This is a genomic window from Gaetbulibacter sp. NE, from assembly GCF_025548475.1.
In the GTDB taxonomy this organism is placed as follows: Bacteria; Bacteroidota; Bacteroidia; order Flavobacteriales; family Flavobacteriaceae; genus Gaetbulibacter_B; species Gaetbulibacter_B jejuensis.
Genome location: NZ_JAOQHY010000006.1, coordinates 1 through 16,120, shown reverse-complemented (window position 1 = coordinate 16,120; position 16,120 = coordinate 1). Strand labels below are relative to the sequence as shown.

Annotated in this window: 13 protein-coding genes; 5 read left to right on the top strand and 8 right to left on the bottom strand. The window is 37.0% G+C overall.

Features of this window, described 5'->3' with window-relative positions:
• Nucleotides 1–13: 13 nt before the first annotated feature.
• The 7 genes from secA to OD803_RS08560 all read right to left on the bottom strand — a co-directional run bounded on the left by secA (nt 14) and on the right by OD803_RS08560 (nt 8,223).
• The gene (gene secA / locus OD803_RS08590) at nt 14–3,367 is read right to left on the bottom strand and encodes a preprotein translocase subunit SecA (RefSeq protein WP_262733132.1); all 3,354 of its coding nucleotides are present in this window, start codon (nt 3,365–3,367) and stop codon (nt 14–16) included.
• 172 nt (nt 3,368–3,539) lie between these two features.
• A complete protein-coding gene (locus tag OD803_RS08585; RefSeq protein ID WP_010177336.1) occupies nt 3,540–3,761 on the bottom strand; it encodes a DUF2795 domain-containing protein in 222 nt (73 codons plus the stop codon).
• 230 nt (nt 3,762–3,991) lie between these two features.
• Nucleotides 3,992–4,567, bottom strand: a complete 576-nt coding sequence (locus OD803_RS08580) for a cob(I)yrinic acid a,c-diamide adenosyltransferase (RefSeq protein WP_262733131.1) — start codon at nt 4,565–4,567, stop codon at nt 3,992–3,994.
• Nucleotides 4,568–4,684: 117 nt separating this feature from the next.
• A complete protein-coding gene (locus tag OD803_RS08575; RefSeq protein ID WP_255421388.1) occupies nt 4,685–4,813 on the bottom strand; it encodes a hypothetical protein in 129 nt (42 codons plus the stop codon).
• Between the two features lie 5 nt (nt 4,814–4,818).
• Entirely contained in the window at nt 4,819–5,502 is a 684-nt protein-coding gene (locus tag OD803_RS08570) for an ABC transporter ATP-binding protein (RefSeq protein WP_129761373.1), read from the bottom strand.
• 79 nt (nt 5,503–5,581) lie between these two features.
• Complete coding sequence (locus OD803_RS08565) at nt 5,582–6,346, bottom strand: O-methyltransferase (protein ID WP_262733130.1); 765 nt, start codon at nt 6,344–6,346, stop codon at nt 5,582–5,584.
• A gap of 14 nt (nt 6,347–6,360) precedes the next feature.
• Nucleotides 6,361–8,223, bottom strand: coding sequence for an ABC-F family ATP-binding cassette domain-containing protein (locus OD803_RS08560; RefSeq protein WP_262733129.1), 1,863 nt, complete (start codon nt 8,221–8,223; stop codon nt 6,361–6,363).
• Nucleotides 8,224–8,327: 104 nt separating this feature from the next.
• Here OD803_RS08560 and OD803_RS08555 point away from each other — a divergent pair, with 104 nt between their 5' ends.
• From OD803_RS08555 to OD803_RS08535, 5 genes are all read left to right on the top strand, one after another.
• Nucleotides 8,328–9,119 carry a polysaccharide biosynthesis/export family protein gene (locus OD803_RS08555; protein ID WP_262733128.1) on the top strand — a complete coding sequence of 264 codons (792 nt, stop codon included), beginning with the start codon at nt 8,328–8,330 and terminating at the stop codon, nt 9,117–9,119.
• A gap of 4 nt (nt 9,120–9,123) precedes the next feature.
• Nucleotides 9,124–11,601, top strand: coding sequence for a polysaccharide biosynthesis tyrosine autokinase (locus OD803_RS08550; protein WP_262733127.1), 2,478 nt, complete (start codon nt 9,124–9,126; stop codon nt 11,599–11,601).
• Nucleotides 11,602–11,605: 4 nt separating this feature from the next.
• The gene (locus OD803_RS08545) at nt 11,606–12,193 is read left to right on the top strand and encodes a sugar transferase (RefSeq protein ID WP_262733126.1); all 588 of its coding nucleotides are present in this window, start codon (nt 11,606–11,608) and stop codon (nt 12,191–12,193) included.
• Between the two features lie 2 nt (nt 12,194–12,195).
• Nucleotides 12,196–13,488: a nucleotide sugar dehydrogenase gene (locus OD803_RS08540; RefSeq protein WP_262733125.1), complete on the top strand. Its 1,293-nt coding sequence runs from the start codon at nt 12,196–12,198 to the stop codon at nt 13,486–13,488.
• A gap of 134 nt (nt 13,489–13,622) precedes the next feature.
• Nucleotides 13,623–14,600, top strand: coding sequence for an SDR family oxidoreductase (locus tag OD803_RS08535; protein WP_262733124.1), 978 nt, complete (start codon nt 13,623–13,625; stop codon nt 14,598–14,600).
• A gap of 260 nt (nt 14,601–14,860) precedes the next feature.
• Here the strand turns inward: OD803_RS08535 and OD803_RS08530 are convergent, their stop codons facing one another.
• Nucleotides 14,861–15,610, bottom strand: coding sequence for a hypothetical protein (locus tag OD803_RS08530; protein WP_262733123.1), 750 nt, complete (start codon nt 15,608–15,610; stop codon nt 14,861–14,863).
• Nucleotides 15,611–16,120 lie beyond the last annotated feature (510 nt).

Genomic DNA, 16,120 nt, shown 5'->3' with positions numbered 1-16,120 from the left:
TATTTATCAGGTTTTACTCTTCAATCAAAACCCATTCGCCTTTAGCGATTAAGGGTTCTGCTTGTTTGTATTTTACGGTTTTGTTTTCACCACTCATAACGTGTTTTATGGTGACTTTATCGTTACGACCAATTTTTGGTTTATCACGAACAATAGTTTCTACAACTTCTGGTTGACGTTGTGTGTTACCTGCAGCTCTGTTTTGCGCAGAACGCTCATCCATATTTGGAATTTCTTCTTTAGAAGTTTCAAGATTTTCTTTTCTTCTAGCTCTAGCTTCCTGAATGGTGTTTTGCGTTTCTGTAGGTAATTCACCTTTAAACAAGAATGAAATCACATCCTTATTAACTTGGTCTAGCATTTGTTTAAACAATTCAAAAGCTTCAAACTTATAGATTAATAAAGGATCTTTTTGCTCATGAACAGCTAATTGTACAGACTGTTTAAGCTCATCCATTTTACGTAAGTGCGTTTTCCAAGAATCATCAACAATAGCCAAAGTAATATTCTTTTCAAAATCGTTGATAAGTTGCTTACCGTTGGTTTCGTAAGCTTTTTCTAAATCGGTAACTACTTGTAAATTCTTTACACCATCAGTAAAAGGAACAACGATACGCTTAAATTTATCACGTTGGTTTTCGTATACATTTTTAATTACAGGGAATGCAATTTCTGCATTACGCTCCATTTTTTCACGATAATGTTCAAATGCCGCTTTATAGATTTTTCCTGCAATGTCTTGAGTTGAAAGTTTAGAAAACTCTGCTTCAGTAATTGGCGAACTCATTGAGAAGTATCTAATAAGCTCAAACTCGAAGTTTTTAAAGTCGTTGGCGTCTTTGTTGGTTTGTGCAATACCTTCTGAAGTATCGTAAATCATGTTTGCCAAATCCACTCTTAAGCGCTCACCAAATAATGCGTGGTGACGACGTTTGTAAACCACTTCACGTTGTGCATTCATTACGTCATCATATTCTAATAAACGTTTACGAACACCAAAGTTGTTTTCTTCTACTTTTTTCTGAGCACGCTCAATAGATTTTGAAATCATAGAATGCTGAATTACTTCACCTTCTTGTAATCCCATTCTATCCATCATTTTCGCAATACGCTCACTACCAAATAAGCGCATTAAGTTGTCTTCAAGAGACACGTAAAATTGCGAACTTCCTGGATCTCCTTGTCGACCTGCACGACCACGTAACTGTCTGTCTACACGACGCGAGTCATGACGCTCAGTACCAACAATAGCTAATCCACCAGCAGCTTTTACGTCTTCGCTTAACTTAATGTCAGTACCACGACCAGCCATATTGGTGGCAATGGTTACTTGTCCTGCTTTACCAGCTTCAGCAACAATATCAGCTTCCTTTTTATGTAATTTTGCATTCAGGACATTGTGAGGTACTTTTCTAATGGATAACATTTTTCCTAAAAGCTCACTAATTTCTACTGATGTGGTACCAATTAGAACTGGACGACCAGCTTGCGATAAGGCAGTAACTTCATCAATTACAGCATTGTATTTTTCACGTTTGGTTTTGTAAACCAAATCTTCTCTATCATCTCTTGCGATAGGTTTGTTGGTTGGGATTTCAACCACATCCAATTTATAGATTTCCCAAAACTCACCAGCTTCGGTAACAGCAGTACCTGTCATACCAGAAAGTTTGCGGTACATTCTAAAGTAATTTTGAAGTGTAACCGTTGCAAAAGTTTGAGTAGCATCTTCAATCTTTACATTTTCTTTGGCTTCAATAGCTTGGTGAAGTCCGTCGCTATAACGACGACCATCCATAATACGACCTGTTTGCTCATCAACAATCATTACTTTGTTGTCCATAACAACATATTGAATGTCTTTTTCAAACAAAGCGTACGCTTTAAGCAATTGGTTAAGGGTATGGATACGTTCAGATTTTACACCAAAATCTCTAAAGAGATCTTCTTTAGCTTCAGCTTCTTCTTCTTTTGAAAGACCTTGGGCTTCAATTTTAGCAATTTCAACACCTATTTCAGGCATCACAAAAAAGTTTGGATCATCTTCACCTGAGAGGAATTCAACACCTTTATCAGTTAATTCAACCTGATTGTTTTTTTCATCGATAACATAGTAAAGCTCAGCATCAATTTTAGGCATTTCTCTATTGTTATCCTGCATGTAGTAGTTTTCAGTTTTTTGAAGGAGTTGTTTGATACCTTCTTCACTTAAAAACTTAATTAATGCTTTGTTTTTTGGCATACCTCTGTACACTCTCAGCAATAAAAAGCCACCTTCTTTAGTGTCGCCTTCGGCAATTAATTTTTTTGCTTCGGCAAGCACACCAGTTAGCATTTTACGTTGTACACCAGCAATATTATCAACTTTTGGTTTTAACTCAGTAAACTCATGTCTGTCTCCTTGCGGAATTGGACCAGAAATAATTAAAGGTGTACGTGCATCATCAACCAATACCGAATCCACCTCATCCACAATAGCGTAGTGATGCGGACGCTGTACCAAGTCGTCTGGTGAGTGTGCCATATTATCTCTTAGGTAATCAAAACCAAACTCGTTGTTTGTACCATAAGTAATGTCTGCCATGTAAGCTTTTTTACGAGCAGCTGAGTTAGGTTGGTGATAGTCTATACAGTCAACACTTAAACCATGGAACTCAAAAATTGGAGCCATCCACGCACTGTCACGTTTTGCTAGATAGTCGTTTACAGTAACTAGATGAACACCTTTTCCTGCTAATGCGTTAAGGTAAACAGGTAGGGTTGCAACAAGAGTTTTACCTTCACCAGTTTGCATTTCGGCAATTTTACCTTGGTGCATTGCGACACCACCAATAAGCTGTACATCGTAATGTACCATATCCCAAGTGATGGCTTTACCAGCAGCATCCCAAGAGTTTGACCAGACCGCTTTATCGTCTTCTAAAGTAATGTATTCTTTACTTCCTGAAAGTTCTCTGTCAAACGTACTTGCAGTTACTGTAATTTCAGTATTGCTTACAAAACGCTTAGCGGTTTCCTTAACTACAGCAAAGGCTTCTGGTAGTATGTCGTTAAGTACATCTTCGGTAACTTGGTAGATGTCGTCTTCTATTTTATCGGCTTCAACGTAGATATCTTCTCTCTCGTCAATATCTTCAGTAGTTTCGGCTTGTTTAAGGAGTTGTTCCTTTTTTTCTAGAAGTGGTTGTCTCGCTTCTGCTATTTTAGCTTTAAAAGCATCGGTTTTGGCTCTTAATTCATCGTGTGATAATTGTTCAAGAGCACTTGCAAAGGTTTTAATCTTATCAACAATTGGTGTAATGGATTTTACATCTTGTTTAGATTTATCACCTACAAATACTTTTAAAACTGAATCTAAAAAACTCATATGTAGTCTATTTTTTATGAGACCGAAGTAATACGGTCTTAAGTTGTTATTGTAATCTTTGGTTTGCTTTAGTAAGGCTTACAAAGATAGGGTTTGTGTTATGTTTTTTAAAAGGATAGTCCACAAAAAAAGTCTCATTATGAGACTTTTTAACTATTCTTTTTGATTTTGTTTAATATTCGTCCTCGTTCCAGAGGTAGTCCTCATCCGTAGGATAGTCTGACCAGATTTCTTCAATAGAATCATAAGAATCACCTTCATCCTCAATAGCCTGCAAGTTTTCAACTACTTCCAGAGGCGCTCCTGTACGGATGGCGTAATCTATTAATTCGTCTTTAGTTGCTGGCCAAGGTGCATCACTTAAATAAGATGCTAGTTCTAGTGTCCAATACATTTCTTATGCGTTTTAATTTTTTGCAAAAATAAATTTTTAGTTCAAAAAGTCAAGAAAAAAATGAATTATTTAATGTTTTGTTTAAACTGAGTACGTTACAAAGTGTTTTGTAGTGCTTTTTTTACAGTTTAAATAGCACATTGTCATTAATCAAAGAGCGTATAACTATTTGCTAATTCTTGAACTTGATAGTATCAATAAAGCAAAGTTTTTTAAATACCCAAAAAATGTTACGATTCTTTTTTCGGAATCCATTTTACTTCTTCGGCTTGCAAGTCATAAGTCAACTTTCGTGCCAACACAAAAAGGTAGTCAGATAAGCGGTTTAAATACATTAAAGTTTCCGATTGAAAAGGTTCTAAGTCATTAAGTGCTGACGCCAAACGTTCGGCTCTACGGCATACACAGCGCGCAATGTGACAGAATGACACGGTTTGGTGGCCTCCTGGTAATACAAAGTGTGTCATTTGTGGTAACGCAGCATCCATGGTGTCCATTTCTTGCTCTAGAGTAGTAATATCTTCTTCAGAAATTTTAGGAATATTTAATCGAGACTTTCCGTTTTTTAAAATAGCCTTCTCAGGGTCGGTAGCCAAAATAGCGCCAACAGTAAATAAGCGATCTTGTATTTCTATTAATACGTTTTTGTAGTGGGTATTGATGTCTTGATCTCTAAGCAGACCAATGTAGGAGTTTAACTCATCAACAGTGCCATAGCTTTCAATTCTTATATGGTGTTTTGGTACTCGTGTACCACCAAACAGAGCTGTTGTGCCTTTGTCTCCGGTTTTTGTGTATACTTTCATATTTTAAACTTTCAGGGTTTACTGAATTACAAGAGGTAGGTGTGCTAAACCGAATCTTGGAATTTGCAAATGCAAGGTAAGATTTAAAAGTTCTATTGGAAAATTGTAAAGGATGTTTTAACGTCTAAACCGACGTTTATTAAACATAGTGTCTTTATTACGACGTTCCCTTAAGCGTTGATTGTTTGTGAAAATAGTTTTAACAAGAATAAAAGCACCAACTAAAATTAAAAGTATCCAAAGCATGACAATTAGTTTCTAGTATCACTTTCAATGATACCATCACGTAAACGAATAACGCGTTTTGCATGAGCAGCTATATCTTCTTCGTGAGTAACCATTATAACGGTGTTTCCTGCTTTGTGTATCTCATCAAAAAGATTCATGATTTCGTATCCGGTTTTAGAATCTAGATTACCTGTTGGCTCATCAGCAAGTATTATAGAAGGCTTGTTAACCAAAGCTCTACCTACAGCAACACGTTGACGTTGACCACCAGAAAGCTGATTAGGTCTGTGGTCCATTCGGTCAGCAAGACCTACATCGTTTAGTACTTCTTCGGCTCTTGCAACACGTTCTTTTTTAGAAGCACCAGCATACACCATAGGTAATGCTACATTGTCTAATGCTGTGGTACGTGGTAAGAGGTTAAAGGTTTGAAAGACAAAGCCAATTTCTTTGTTTCTAATATCAGCAAGTTCGTCATCACTCATTTTGCTTACATCTTTTCCATTAAGGTTGTAAGAACCTGATGTTGGTGTGTCTAAACAGCCTAATAAGTTCATAAGCGTAGATTTTCCTGATCCAGAAGGTCCCATTATAGCGACATAATCTCCGCGTTCAATGTCTAAGTCAATGCCTTTAAGAACATGTACAGTTTCCTGACCTAATTGAAAATCTCTAACAATATCACGTATTTCTATAACGTTACCCATTATCACTTTTTTAGTTGAACTATAGTTGCTATGCAAGATACATATTTGCGATTAATATGACGCTAAAACAACAATCTTGTTACAGTCTTATGGTAAAATGTTCTTTGGCTTGCTCTTTTCTAAAAAACACAAAGCCCCAAAAAAAGGTGTCAACAGTTACTGTGACTTTAGGATGTTGCTTTATAGTTTCCCAAGCTTCAGTCATACCTTTAGACCAATAAATGTCATCAAAAATAAAGACAGTATCGTTTGTAGCTTTTGGTAGTAAGGCTTCAAAATAGTGCAATGTTGCATCTTTAGTATGGTTGCCGTCAAAGAAAATACAATCGTAGTTTGAAGTTTTTAAAAGCGGAATCTGCTCGTCGAATGCTCCAGTAATGATAGTAATATTTGGTTGGTTGGTAAATCTTGTTTTTGAAAGTAGCGCTAGGTTAGGGCAACCTTCAATACTTGTAAGTGTTGCATTAGGATTTCCAAGATGTAATGCATGAGTTGCTATGCCAACCGATGTTCCAAGTTCGAGTATAGACTTAAATTTAAAATAATGTGATAATCTATAAAGCAGTTTAGCACGTTTGTAAGTAGTGCCAGATGTTTTTGCAATGGCACATAGTTGTCGAGTATTAGATGTTGTGCGTTTAGATCCAGAACCTAAATCGGTTATGGAAACTAAACTGTCATTTCTCAGTAGACTTTGTCTGTAGGATTTAAGCTTTTCGTAGTCAGGATAGTTAGTAGTGTCGTAAAAACATTTAGTAACCAAGTCAAATACAAAAGGCGAGTGTACACCATGTTGGTTGGTGGATTTAAATAAGAATTTTATATATTGAATCACTTGATGCATACGAGTTTTGCGTCTTAGGATTCTAGTTTTTCTGAGAGTTCAAACCACCTGCTTTCTTTGGTGGCAATCTCGTCAATAATGTCTTGAAGTGATTGCGATAACGCATTGATTTTATCTTGAGATAAACTTGTGTCGTTAAACTTAGCTTCAAGTGCTTTTTTATCAAGTTCTAAAGAACGAATCTTACTTTCAAGGTTTTTGAGTTCTTTTTGCTCGTTGTATGAGAGTTTTTGTGCTTCGTTTTGCCTTTGGCTTTCTGTAACTTTAGTAGTTTCCTTAGGCGAAGTTTCAGGAGGAGTAGAGCTTTCATAAACCCTATAATCGGTATAATTTCCTGGAAAATCAGTAATGGTACCATCGCCATTAAACACAAAAAGGTGGTCTACAATTTTATCCATAAAGTAACGGTCGTGAGAAACCACAATTAAACATCCTGGAAAGTCAAGCAAAAAGTCTTCCAACACATTTAAAGTTACAATATCCAAGTCGTTAGTTGGCTCATCCAGAATTAAAAAATTAGGATTTTGAATAAGTACAGTACATAAGTACAGACGCTTTTGTTCACCACCACTAAGTTTTTCAACAAAGTCGTATTGCTTCTTTCTATCAAATAGAAAACGCTCCAAGAGTTGCTGTGCACTAATTTGACGTCCTTTTTTTAATGGGATGTACTCACCAAATTCCCTAATAACATCAATGACTTTTTGTTCAGGTTTTATTTTGATTCCTGATTGCGTGTAATACCCAAACTTTACGGTGTCACCAACAACTACTTTACCTGAGTCGGGAGCTATGGTTTTGGTTAGCATGTTAAGGAATGTGGATTTTCCGGTACCATTTTTTCCAATAATACCTACACGTTCGCCTTTTTTAAAGACATAGTCAAAGCCGTTAAGAATAGTTTTGTTTTCATAGGCTTTTGAGACTTTGTGTAGTTCCACAATCTTACTTCCAAGACGTTCCATGTTGAGTTCCAACTGTACTTGGTGGTCTTTTCGGCGTTGGTGCGCTTTAGACTTTATATCGAAGAAGTCGTCAATTCTAGATTTTGACTTCGTGGTACGCGCTTTAGGTTGTCTGCGCATCCATTCTAATTCCTTTTTGTATTGCTGTTTGGCTTTTCCTGTTTCAACTTCTTCAGAAGCAATTCGAGCTTCTTTTTGTTCTAAATAGTAGGAGTAGTTACCTTTATAGGTGTACAGTTTGCCATGATCTAGTTCAATAATTTCATTACAAACGCGCTCCAAAAAGTAGCGGTCGTGTGTGACCATAAATAGTGTCATTTGCGCTTTTGCAAAATACTGCTCTAGCCACTCAATCATTTCAAGGTCTAAGTGGTTGGTTGGCTCATCTAGAATAAGTAAATCAGGTGTGTTGATAAGTACTTTTGCTAGTGCTAAACGCTTTTTTTGACCACCAGATAGTGTACTGATGCTTTGATGGATATCTTCTAGCTTTAACTGAAACAGAATTTGCTTGTACTGCACATCAAACTCCCAGGCATTATGGATGTCCATTTGTTCAAAGGCTTTTTGGTAGGCTTCAGTGTCCTCAGGGTTTTGTAAGGCCTTTTCATAATTGGATATGATGTTGAGTATGGGTAGGTCTGCATTAAAAATGGCCTCTTCAATAGTTTTGCTGTCCCCAAAGTTTGGGGTTTGCGACAAGAAGGAAACCCGTAACCCATTACGCATAATCACCTGACCCGAATCAGGGCTATCTGCCCCTGAGATGATATTGAGGATTGAGGTTTTTCCGCTGCCATTTTTAGCAACGAAAGCTATTTTTTGATCTTTATGGATACTAAAAGAAATGTCACTGAAGAGTTCCAGTACTCCATAAGATTTTGAGATATGTTCAACGGTTAAGTAATTCAAAAGTCATTTTTTTGCAAATAACGGGATAATCCTTAAAAAAAGAAGGAATAGTTTTGATATTCCTGTTGATGGATTATATTTGTGAGGCAACAAGTTACGCAACTATGAATAGATGTTTACTGCTAGTGTTACTCATGGCAATTGGTTTTACCTCTTGTATTCCACATAAAGATACACTGTATTTACAAACTAAAGAACAAGCTCTTGATTCTTTACAGCTCATGACTGAGCAGCATAAGCCTTACAGAGTACAAATCAATGATATATTAAGTATTCGGGTTAAGGCCTTGGACCAAGAATCAGTTTCTATATTAAATCCTGCTGGAGATGAGAATCTAAATGCGAGTAGTTCTGAACGCGCTTATTTTGATGGGTTTACTGTTGATGACCATGGTAATATTAATATACCATCGCTTGGAGAGATTAATGTCTTAGGTTATACTACCAAAGAGATACAAGATATTATTGAAACAAAACTTCTAGAAGAACAGTTTAAGAAAACAGCTAATTTGTTTGTAACAGTAAAACTTGCAGGTCTGCGTTATACTACAATGGGAGAAATAGCTAACCCTGGGACTAATACTCTTTTTCAAGACCGAGTAAATATTTTTGAGGCTGTTGCTAATAGTGGAGAGATTCCTGTAACAGGGAACAAAAAGGATGTGTTAATTATCCGACAATATCCACAAGGCCAACAAATTCATCATGTAGATCTTACTGATATTAATGTGATGCAGTCTCCTTATTATTATGTTCAACCCAATGATATAATTTATATTAAGCCATTGAAGCAAAAATCATGGGGAACAGGAACGACCTTAAGAGAAAACTTAACATCAGTTATTACAGTTTTATCTGTTGTTACAACTACCATTTTATTAATTAATCGTATTTAAAGGTATGAACCAAGACCATTTTGATATTGATTCATCTGAACCAAGAGGGAGTACCTTTGATTTTAAAGGCTTTTTGTTTAAAGCCTTAAACTTGTGGAAGCTAGTATTGTTGAGTATTGGTGTGGCTTTAGTAGTGGCTTATTTAATTAATGTCAGAAAGGAAAATGTCTATCAACTAGGGTCTTTGATTTCGGTTGAGAGTGATCAGAACCCTTTTTTTACTGCCAATACCAGTATTTCCTTTAACTGGGGAGGTGTTTCTGGGAAGGTTGGTAAAATTATGACGTCAATTAATACCCGACGCCATAATGAATTGGTTGTAGATTCACTTCAATACTACATGCGGTATTTGGTAGAGGGTAAGTATCGTAAGGTAGATGTCTACACTGCTGCGCCTTTTAAATTTTCTATTGATAAAACCCAAGGGCAATTATTAAGTCAACCCATAGGGATTCGTTTTTTAGATAACGAACAGTTTGAAGTATTTGCTGATTTTACTTCTGAACAAAAATCCGTTCAGCGATATGCCGATAAAGCCAAGTACAATGTCACAGTGCCTTTAGGTGCTTTTTCTCAAACGTTTAGATTTGGCGATTCTATAAAACTGCCTTTTTTAAATGGAGTTATTACTTCTAGGGCAGGGAAACGTATTATTCCTAATACCGAGTTTTTTGTTCAATTCCTTAATTTTGATGGTGTTGTATATAGTTACCAACGTGCTGTAAAAATCAATCCGTATTCTAGGTCTTCTTCGGTGTTAAGCTTAACAATGGCAGGAACCAATAAAGCTAAGATTGTTGATTACTTAAATGCTACTACAGCCATACTAAGCAAGACAGAATTGGAGCGCAAAAACCTTTACGCCACTAATACCATTAAGTTTATTGACAGTAGTTTGAATGCTGTTAATGATAATCTTAAGGATGTTACTGATGAGATGAATGCTTTCAGAAAACAAAACAAGGTGTTTGACGTCAATGAGGAAATGACTGAGCTTTCAGGGAAATTGCGTCAGCTTGATGTTCAAAAAGAGACTGAGCAGTCTAAGTTAGATTACCTAAATTCTTTAGAGACTTATCTACGAACCAAAACAGACTATACCAATATTGCAGCACCTACTTCAGTAGGGATACAAGAAGGCAATATATTAAGCAGTGTTGGTAAGATTACAGCATTGGCTATAGAGCGTCAGAGCTTAGAGTACACTACTAAAGAAGGTAATATTCTATTTAAAGATTTAGATCGTCAAATCAATGCAGAGAAGAATGTGTTACTTGAAACTATTGACGCCACCCGAACCACTATAGGGATTTATTTATCTTCTATAAATAACAAGATTGCTAAGTTTGAAGCTGAACTCAGTGAATTGCCAGAAGAGCAACAGGAGTACCTTAAGATAGAGCGTAAGATGAATATAAGTCAGGAAGCCTACGACGTCTATCTTGATAAACGCAGTGAAGCGGCTATTGTAAAAGCTGCCAATGTTTCGGATATTTCTGTTATTGATGAGGCTAAGGATATTGGTAACCCTCCAATAGGACCTAATAAGTCCCTTAATTATATGATGGCGCTGATGATTGGTTTTTTTACGCCAATGTTTTTAATCTTCATTATTTACTTATTAGATCATACCATACACGGTTCGGATGAGGTAGAGCAATTGTCTAATATTCCTATACTTGGATTGGTTGGGAAGTATAACTACAAAAACAATTTAGTAGTTTATGAAAAACCTAAGTCGGCAGTAGCTGAGTCCTTTAGAGCTATACGGTCTAGTTTGCAATTTATCTATAAAAAACAAGGTGTTTCAGATAAAGGTCGCACCTTAATGATCACGTCTTCTGTTAGTGGTGAAGGAAAAACCTTTTGCTCTATTAACATGGCAACGGTTTATGCATTATCTGGTAAGAAAACCATTCTTCTTGGACTAGATTTACGTAAACCAAAGATATTTGGAGACTTTAATATCACTAATGATAAAGGTGTTGTTAATTATTTAATAGAGGAAAGCGCTTTAGAGGAGGTGAAATTCACTACACATATAGAAAACCTTGATATTATACCTTCTGGTCCAGTGCCACCAAACCCTTCTGAATTGTTGATGAGTGATTCTATGCGTTCATTAATTTCGCAGTTACGAGAAACTTATGATATTATCGTACTAGATACTCCACCTTTAGGATTGGTTACTGATGCTTTGGAGTTGGCGCAGTTTGCTGACGCGTCTATTTTTATGGTGCGTTTAGATTATACTAAAAAGGGAATGCTTTCTTTAATAAATGCCAAGTACAAAGCTGGTGAAGTAAAGAATATTAGTTTTGTGCTTAACTTCTACAAGCATAAAACCAATCATAATTATGGGTATGGCTACGGCTATGGCTATGGTTATGGCTATGGTTATGGTGTTTATGGTAATGCATACCATGAAAACGATAAACAATCTATGTGGAAGCGTTTCAGACAATTCCTAAAACGTATTTAGCCTTTTGCTTAGCACTCGACAACTAGCTGTAAAACGAAGTTTTGATTTGGCGCTTAGCCTTTTATTGCTCCCTGTATTATTGTTGCCTATTCTGTTGCTGATAATTTTAGCGACTATTGATACCAAGCAATGGGGATTGTTTTCTCAAGTGCGTGTTGGTCAACACGGACGGTTGTTTAGAATTTATAAACTGCGTACACTAAAACAAGGTGCACACCAGTTGGGACAGTTTGATGTATATGCTTCTTCTCTTGGTAAACTATTAAGGCGAACGAAAGTAGATGAATTGCCACAGCTGTTTAATGTTATTTTAGGGCAAATGAGTTTTGTGGGTCCGCGACCAGATGTTGTTGGGTATGCTGATTGTCTTGAAGGTGATGACCGTATTGTTTTAAGTGTAAAACCTGGAATTACTGGTCCAGCAACCTTAAAATATAAAGCCGAAGATGTTTTGTTGAGTCAACAAGCAGACCCTCAATATTATAATGATAGTGTCATTTGGCCTGATAAAGTGAAAATCAACAAAAAATATGTGGAGAATTGGAGTTTTTGTTTAGATTTGACAATGATATTAAAATCGATAGCCAACTGATAATGAATACACAAGACAAGATTGCCGTTATAGGGTTAGGGTATGTAGGATTACCACTAGCAGTAGAATTTGCAAAACGATATCCAGTAATAGGATTTGATATTAATCCAAAACGAGTAAAAGAATTACAAGGGGCTGTTGACCGTACTTTAGAGGTTGAAGGTGATGAGTTGAAAGCGGTATTATCAGATGATTTAACTAAAGGTGTTGGACTCTTTGTAACCGACGACACCTCAATCCTTGAGACTGCTAATGTATATATCGTGACTGTGCCAACGCCTACAGATGAGCTCAATAAACCTATTTTTACACCGCTTGTTAAAGCCAGTGAGACTGTAGGGAAAGTATTAAAACCTAAGGATGTTGTTATTTATGAGTCTACTGTGTATCCTGGTGTTACTGAGGATATTTGTGTGCCTATATTAGAACGAGAGTCTGGACTAACCTTTAATAAAGACTTCTTTGCGGGTTATTCCCCTGAACGAATTAACCCTGGTGATAAACTACATACTGTTACTAAAATACTTAAAGTGACTTCGGGTTCTACAGCAGAGACTGCTAAATATGTGGATGACCTTTATAAGAGTATTATTACTGCAGGAACCCATATGGCGCCTTCTATTAAAGTGGCAGAAGCAGCTAAAGTTATTGAGAATTCTCAACGTGACATTAATATTGCTTTTGTAAATGAGCTGTCTAAGATTTTTAGACTATTAGATATTGACACGAAAGCGGTACTAGAGGCTGCTGGAACAAAATGGAACTTTATTAATTTCACACCTGGTTTAGTTGGAGGTCATTGTATAGGTGTTGATCCATACTACTTAGCACAAAAAGCTATTGAGACTGGATATAACCCAGAAATTATATTAGCAGGACGAAAGATGAATGACAGTATGGGTAGCTATGTAGCCCAAGAAACTGTAAAGATGATGATTAAAAAGGGAGCGCGTATTAAAGATGCTAACGTATTAGTGCTGGGTATTACCTTTAAAGAAAATTGCCCAGATATTAGAAACTCTCGAGTTATTGATATTATAAGAGAATTTGAAACTTATGATGTAGCCGTAGATGTGTATGACCCTTGGGCTTCTGCTGAGGAAGTGCATGAAGAGTACGGACTCAATTTGCTTTGTGATGCGTCGTTACTCAAACAGCAGTATGATGGTATTGTGCTTGCTGTATCTCACAAAGACTTTTTAGGGCTGGATGTTAAGTCTATGAAATCTGATCACTGTGTGGTGTTTGATGTAAAATCTTTACTACCAAGAGACTTGGTTGATGCAAGGTTGTAAGGGAGAGGAGAGAAGTGAGGAGTGAGGAGAGAGACGCTTGAAGGAACTTCGACACTTCGACTACGCTCAGTACAGGCTTAGCTTAGACTGACAATAAGCATAGAACATAACAATTCAGTAAACAATAAAACAACATGTACGAAAACGCATATCATACCCAAGATTTATCGCAACTCTCTTTTTTAGTTACAGGAGGTGCAGGCTTTATAGGCTCTAATCTTGTGGAATATTTATTAAAATACAATGCTAAAACCGTTAGGGTACTAGATAATTTTTCTAATGGGTATAGAGAGAACTTAAGTGCTTTTCAGTCGCATCCTAATTTTGAACTTATAGAGGGAGATATTAGGGACTTGCAAACTTGTAAGGACGCGATGAAAGACATTGACTATGTTAGTCATCAGGCGGCTTTAGGTTCGGTGCCTCGGTCAATTAATGATCCTGCTACTACCAATGCGGTTAATATTAGCGGTTTTTTAAACATGATGATTGCGTTAAAAGAGAGTACTACTGTTAAGCGCATGGTATATGCTGCTTCGAGTTCAACTTATGGAGATAGTAAGAACTTGCCAAAGGTAGAAGCTGTTATTGGCAATCCGCTATCACCTTATGCGGTTACTAAGTATGTGAACGAGTTATATGCTACTGTGTTTGGAGCTACTTATGGTACTGATGTTATCGGGTTACGTTATTTTAATGTGTTTGGGCCTAAGCAGAGTCCTAATGGTGCTTATGCAGCAGTAATCCCATTGTTTATGCAGGCTTTAAAGGATGGTGTACCGCCTAAGATTAATGGTGATGGGGAGCAAACGCGTGATTTTACGTATGTAGATAATGCTGTTCAAGCTAATGTTAAAGGCTTTTTTGCTTCAGAAGCGGTAAAGAATGAGGTGTTTAATGTGGCTTGTGGCGAACGTATTAGTGTTAATTATCTTTGGACTACTTTAAAGGAAGCTGCTCATTCTACAGTTGAAGCGGTTTATGGTCCTGAGCGCCAAGGGGATGTTAGGGATTCTTTAGCTGATATTTCCAAGGCAGAGCAATTGTTGGGTTACCGTCCTCATTACACGGTTAGGGAAGGGTTGAAACTTACTTGGGATGCTTTTTCTTAGGTTATTGTTTATTGGTATTTCGTTTTCTGTTTTCTTGTTGTTTGTTGTTCATTTTTGAGGGACCAAAAACGAACCAAAAAGTCCTTTACTGTCAGTAAACATTTCGCTTGCAGCGAACCGCACCCAAAACTTCGCGGGTACGCCCGTTGCAGGAATGGAGTTTTACCGACTACATGTGTTGGTATCGCGATGAGGGTTGGCATGTTAACTATAAAAAAAAGCGAGTAGCAACTACCCGCTTTTTAACTTCACACTATGGGTTACAATACATCAATTAACTGAAGTGCGTTGAAAGCACCATTGTTAAGTGGGTATTGAGTACCATTGACCTCCTGAAAGAATGCTACTTTTAAAAAGAAGAATTCATTACCTGAACCAGAGGCAGGAGCAGCTGGTGTTAATGTTACCGGTGTGTTGGTAGCATCGATTGGTAGGTTTACAATTGGACTTAATTGTAGGTCCTTTATATCGGTGGAAAGGTCTAAATTAAGGAATCCAGATTCTAAGCTTACGTGTGTTGCTCCTTCAGGATAGTTGAGGTTTTGGATAGGAATTAGACTAGGTATATCTATTTCTCCTGTTGTTGTGTTTAACTCATAATCGGTTAATAAGACACTGCTTAGGATTGCATTGTTATTAAAGTTAAATCCTATTAAAGCAAGTCTTCCTTCGGGTGATTCTAGACCGATAGCTACACTACGTTCTCCTCTAGGAGATGTCGTGTCAGCGTTTTTGACTTTTATCAGTGCTTGTGTTAAGCGTGATGTTACTAAGTCGTCTTTAGCGTCGGACATTAAATCGATGATTGCTCGTCGTAATTGTTTGCCGCTAGTTGCAGCTTGACCGAACTCGGAGCCGTTTTCTCTGGTACGTGCAAATGCAGGGTCGTTTTTAATACGTCTTGCACTTACACCTCCTTTTGTTTTGATTAAATACCCTTCTTTGCCCTTGTAAAAGGTAAGACCGTCCAGGGTTCCTTCGATCTTAATGAAGCTTTTCAATTTTGCCATAATGATTTGGGTTTTATGAAACTATAGTTTTGGCGATTATAGTTTCTGGTTATTAATTGGTTTATTAGCCTTAGCTTGTTTTTTAGCGCTTTTGTCTTTTGCAAGACCTTGTATACAAAAACAGCTTTGGCTGTCATGTAGGCATAAACTTAATTGGTTGTTGTTATGGTAGGTTTTAGAAAATGCCTTTTATGTGTGTTTTAGCCTGTAAGGGTTTTGTTTTGGGTTTTTTCTTTTTTTGTGCCGTTTTTGGTTGTTGTTGCCTTATGTTCTTGGTTTTTCTGAAATAGCTCTTGCATGGACTATCCATGGAGTATCCATGGAGTATCTATGGGGTTTTTATGGGGGAGTTGGGATTTGGTGTTTGGTGTTTGGTTGTTAGTGTTTGGTGTTTGGTGTTTGGTGTTTGGTTGTTAGTGTTTGGTTTTTGGTTTTTGGTTTTGTAGTGATGTGTGCTTGTTCATTTTTGAGGGACCACCTTTCGACAGGCTCAAGGCAGGTGAACCAAAA

Coding starts and splice junctions, on each gene's coding strand:
- OD803_RS08530 (WP_262733123.1), bottom strand. CDS start 15,610: ATGGCAAAATTGAAAAGCTTCATTAAGATCGAAGGAACCCTGGACGGT.
- OD803_RS08570 (WP_129761373.1), bottom strand. CDS start 5,502: ATGGGTAACGTTATAGAAATACGTGATATTGTTAGAGATTTTCAATTA.
- OD803_RS08550 (WP_262733127.1), top strand. CDS start 9,124: ATGAACCAAGACCATTTTGATATTGATTCATCTGAACCAAGAGGGAGT.
- OD803_RS08585 (WP_010177336.1), bottom strand. CDS start 3,761: ATGTATTGGACACTAGAACTAGCATCTTATTTAAGTGATGCACCTTGG.
- OD803_RS08540 (WP_262733125.1), top strand. CDS start 12,196: ATGAATACACAAGACAAGATTGCCGTTATAGGGTTAGGGTATGTAGGA.
- OD803_RS08535 (WP_262733124.1), top strand. CDS start 13,623: ATGTACGAAAACGCATATCATACCCAAGATTTATCGCAACTCTCTTTT.
- OD803_RS08555 (WP_262733128.1), top strand. CDS start 8,328: ATGAATAGATGTTTACTGCTAGTGTTACTCATGGCAATTGGTTTTACC.
- OD803_RS08565 (WP_262733130.1), bottom strand. CDS start 6,346: ATGCATCAAGTGATTCAATATATAAAATTCTTATTTAAATCCACCAAC.
- secA (WP_262733132.1), bottom strand. CDS start 3,367: ATGAGTTTTTTAGATTCAGTTTTAAAAGTATTTGTAGGTGATAAATCT.
- OD803_RS08580 (WP_262733131.1), bottom strand. CDS start 4,567: ATGAAAGTATACACAAAAACCGGAGACAAAGGCACAACAGCTCTGTTT.
- OD803_RS08575 (WP_255421388.1), bottom strand. CDS start 4,813: ATGCTTTGGATACTTTTAATTTTAGTTGGTGCTTTTATTCTTGTTAAA.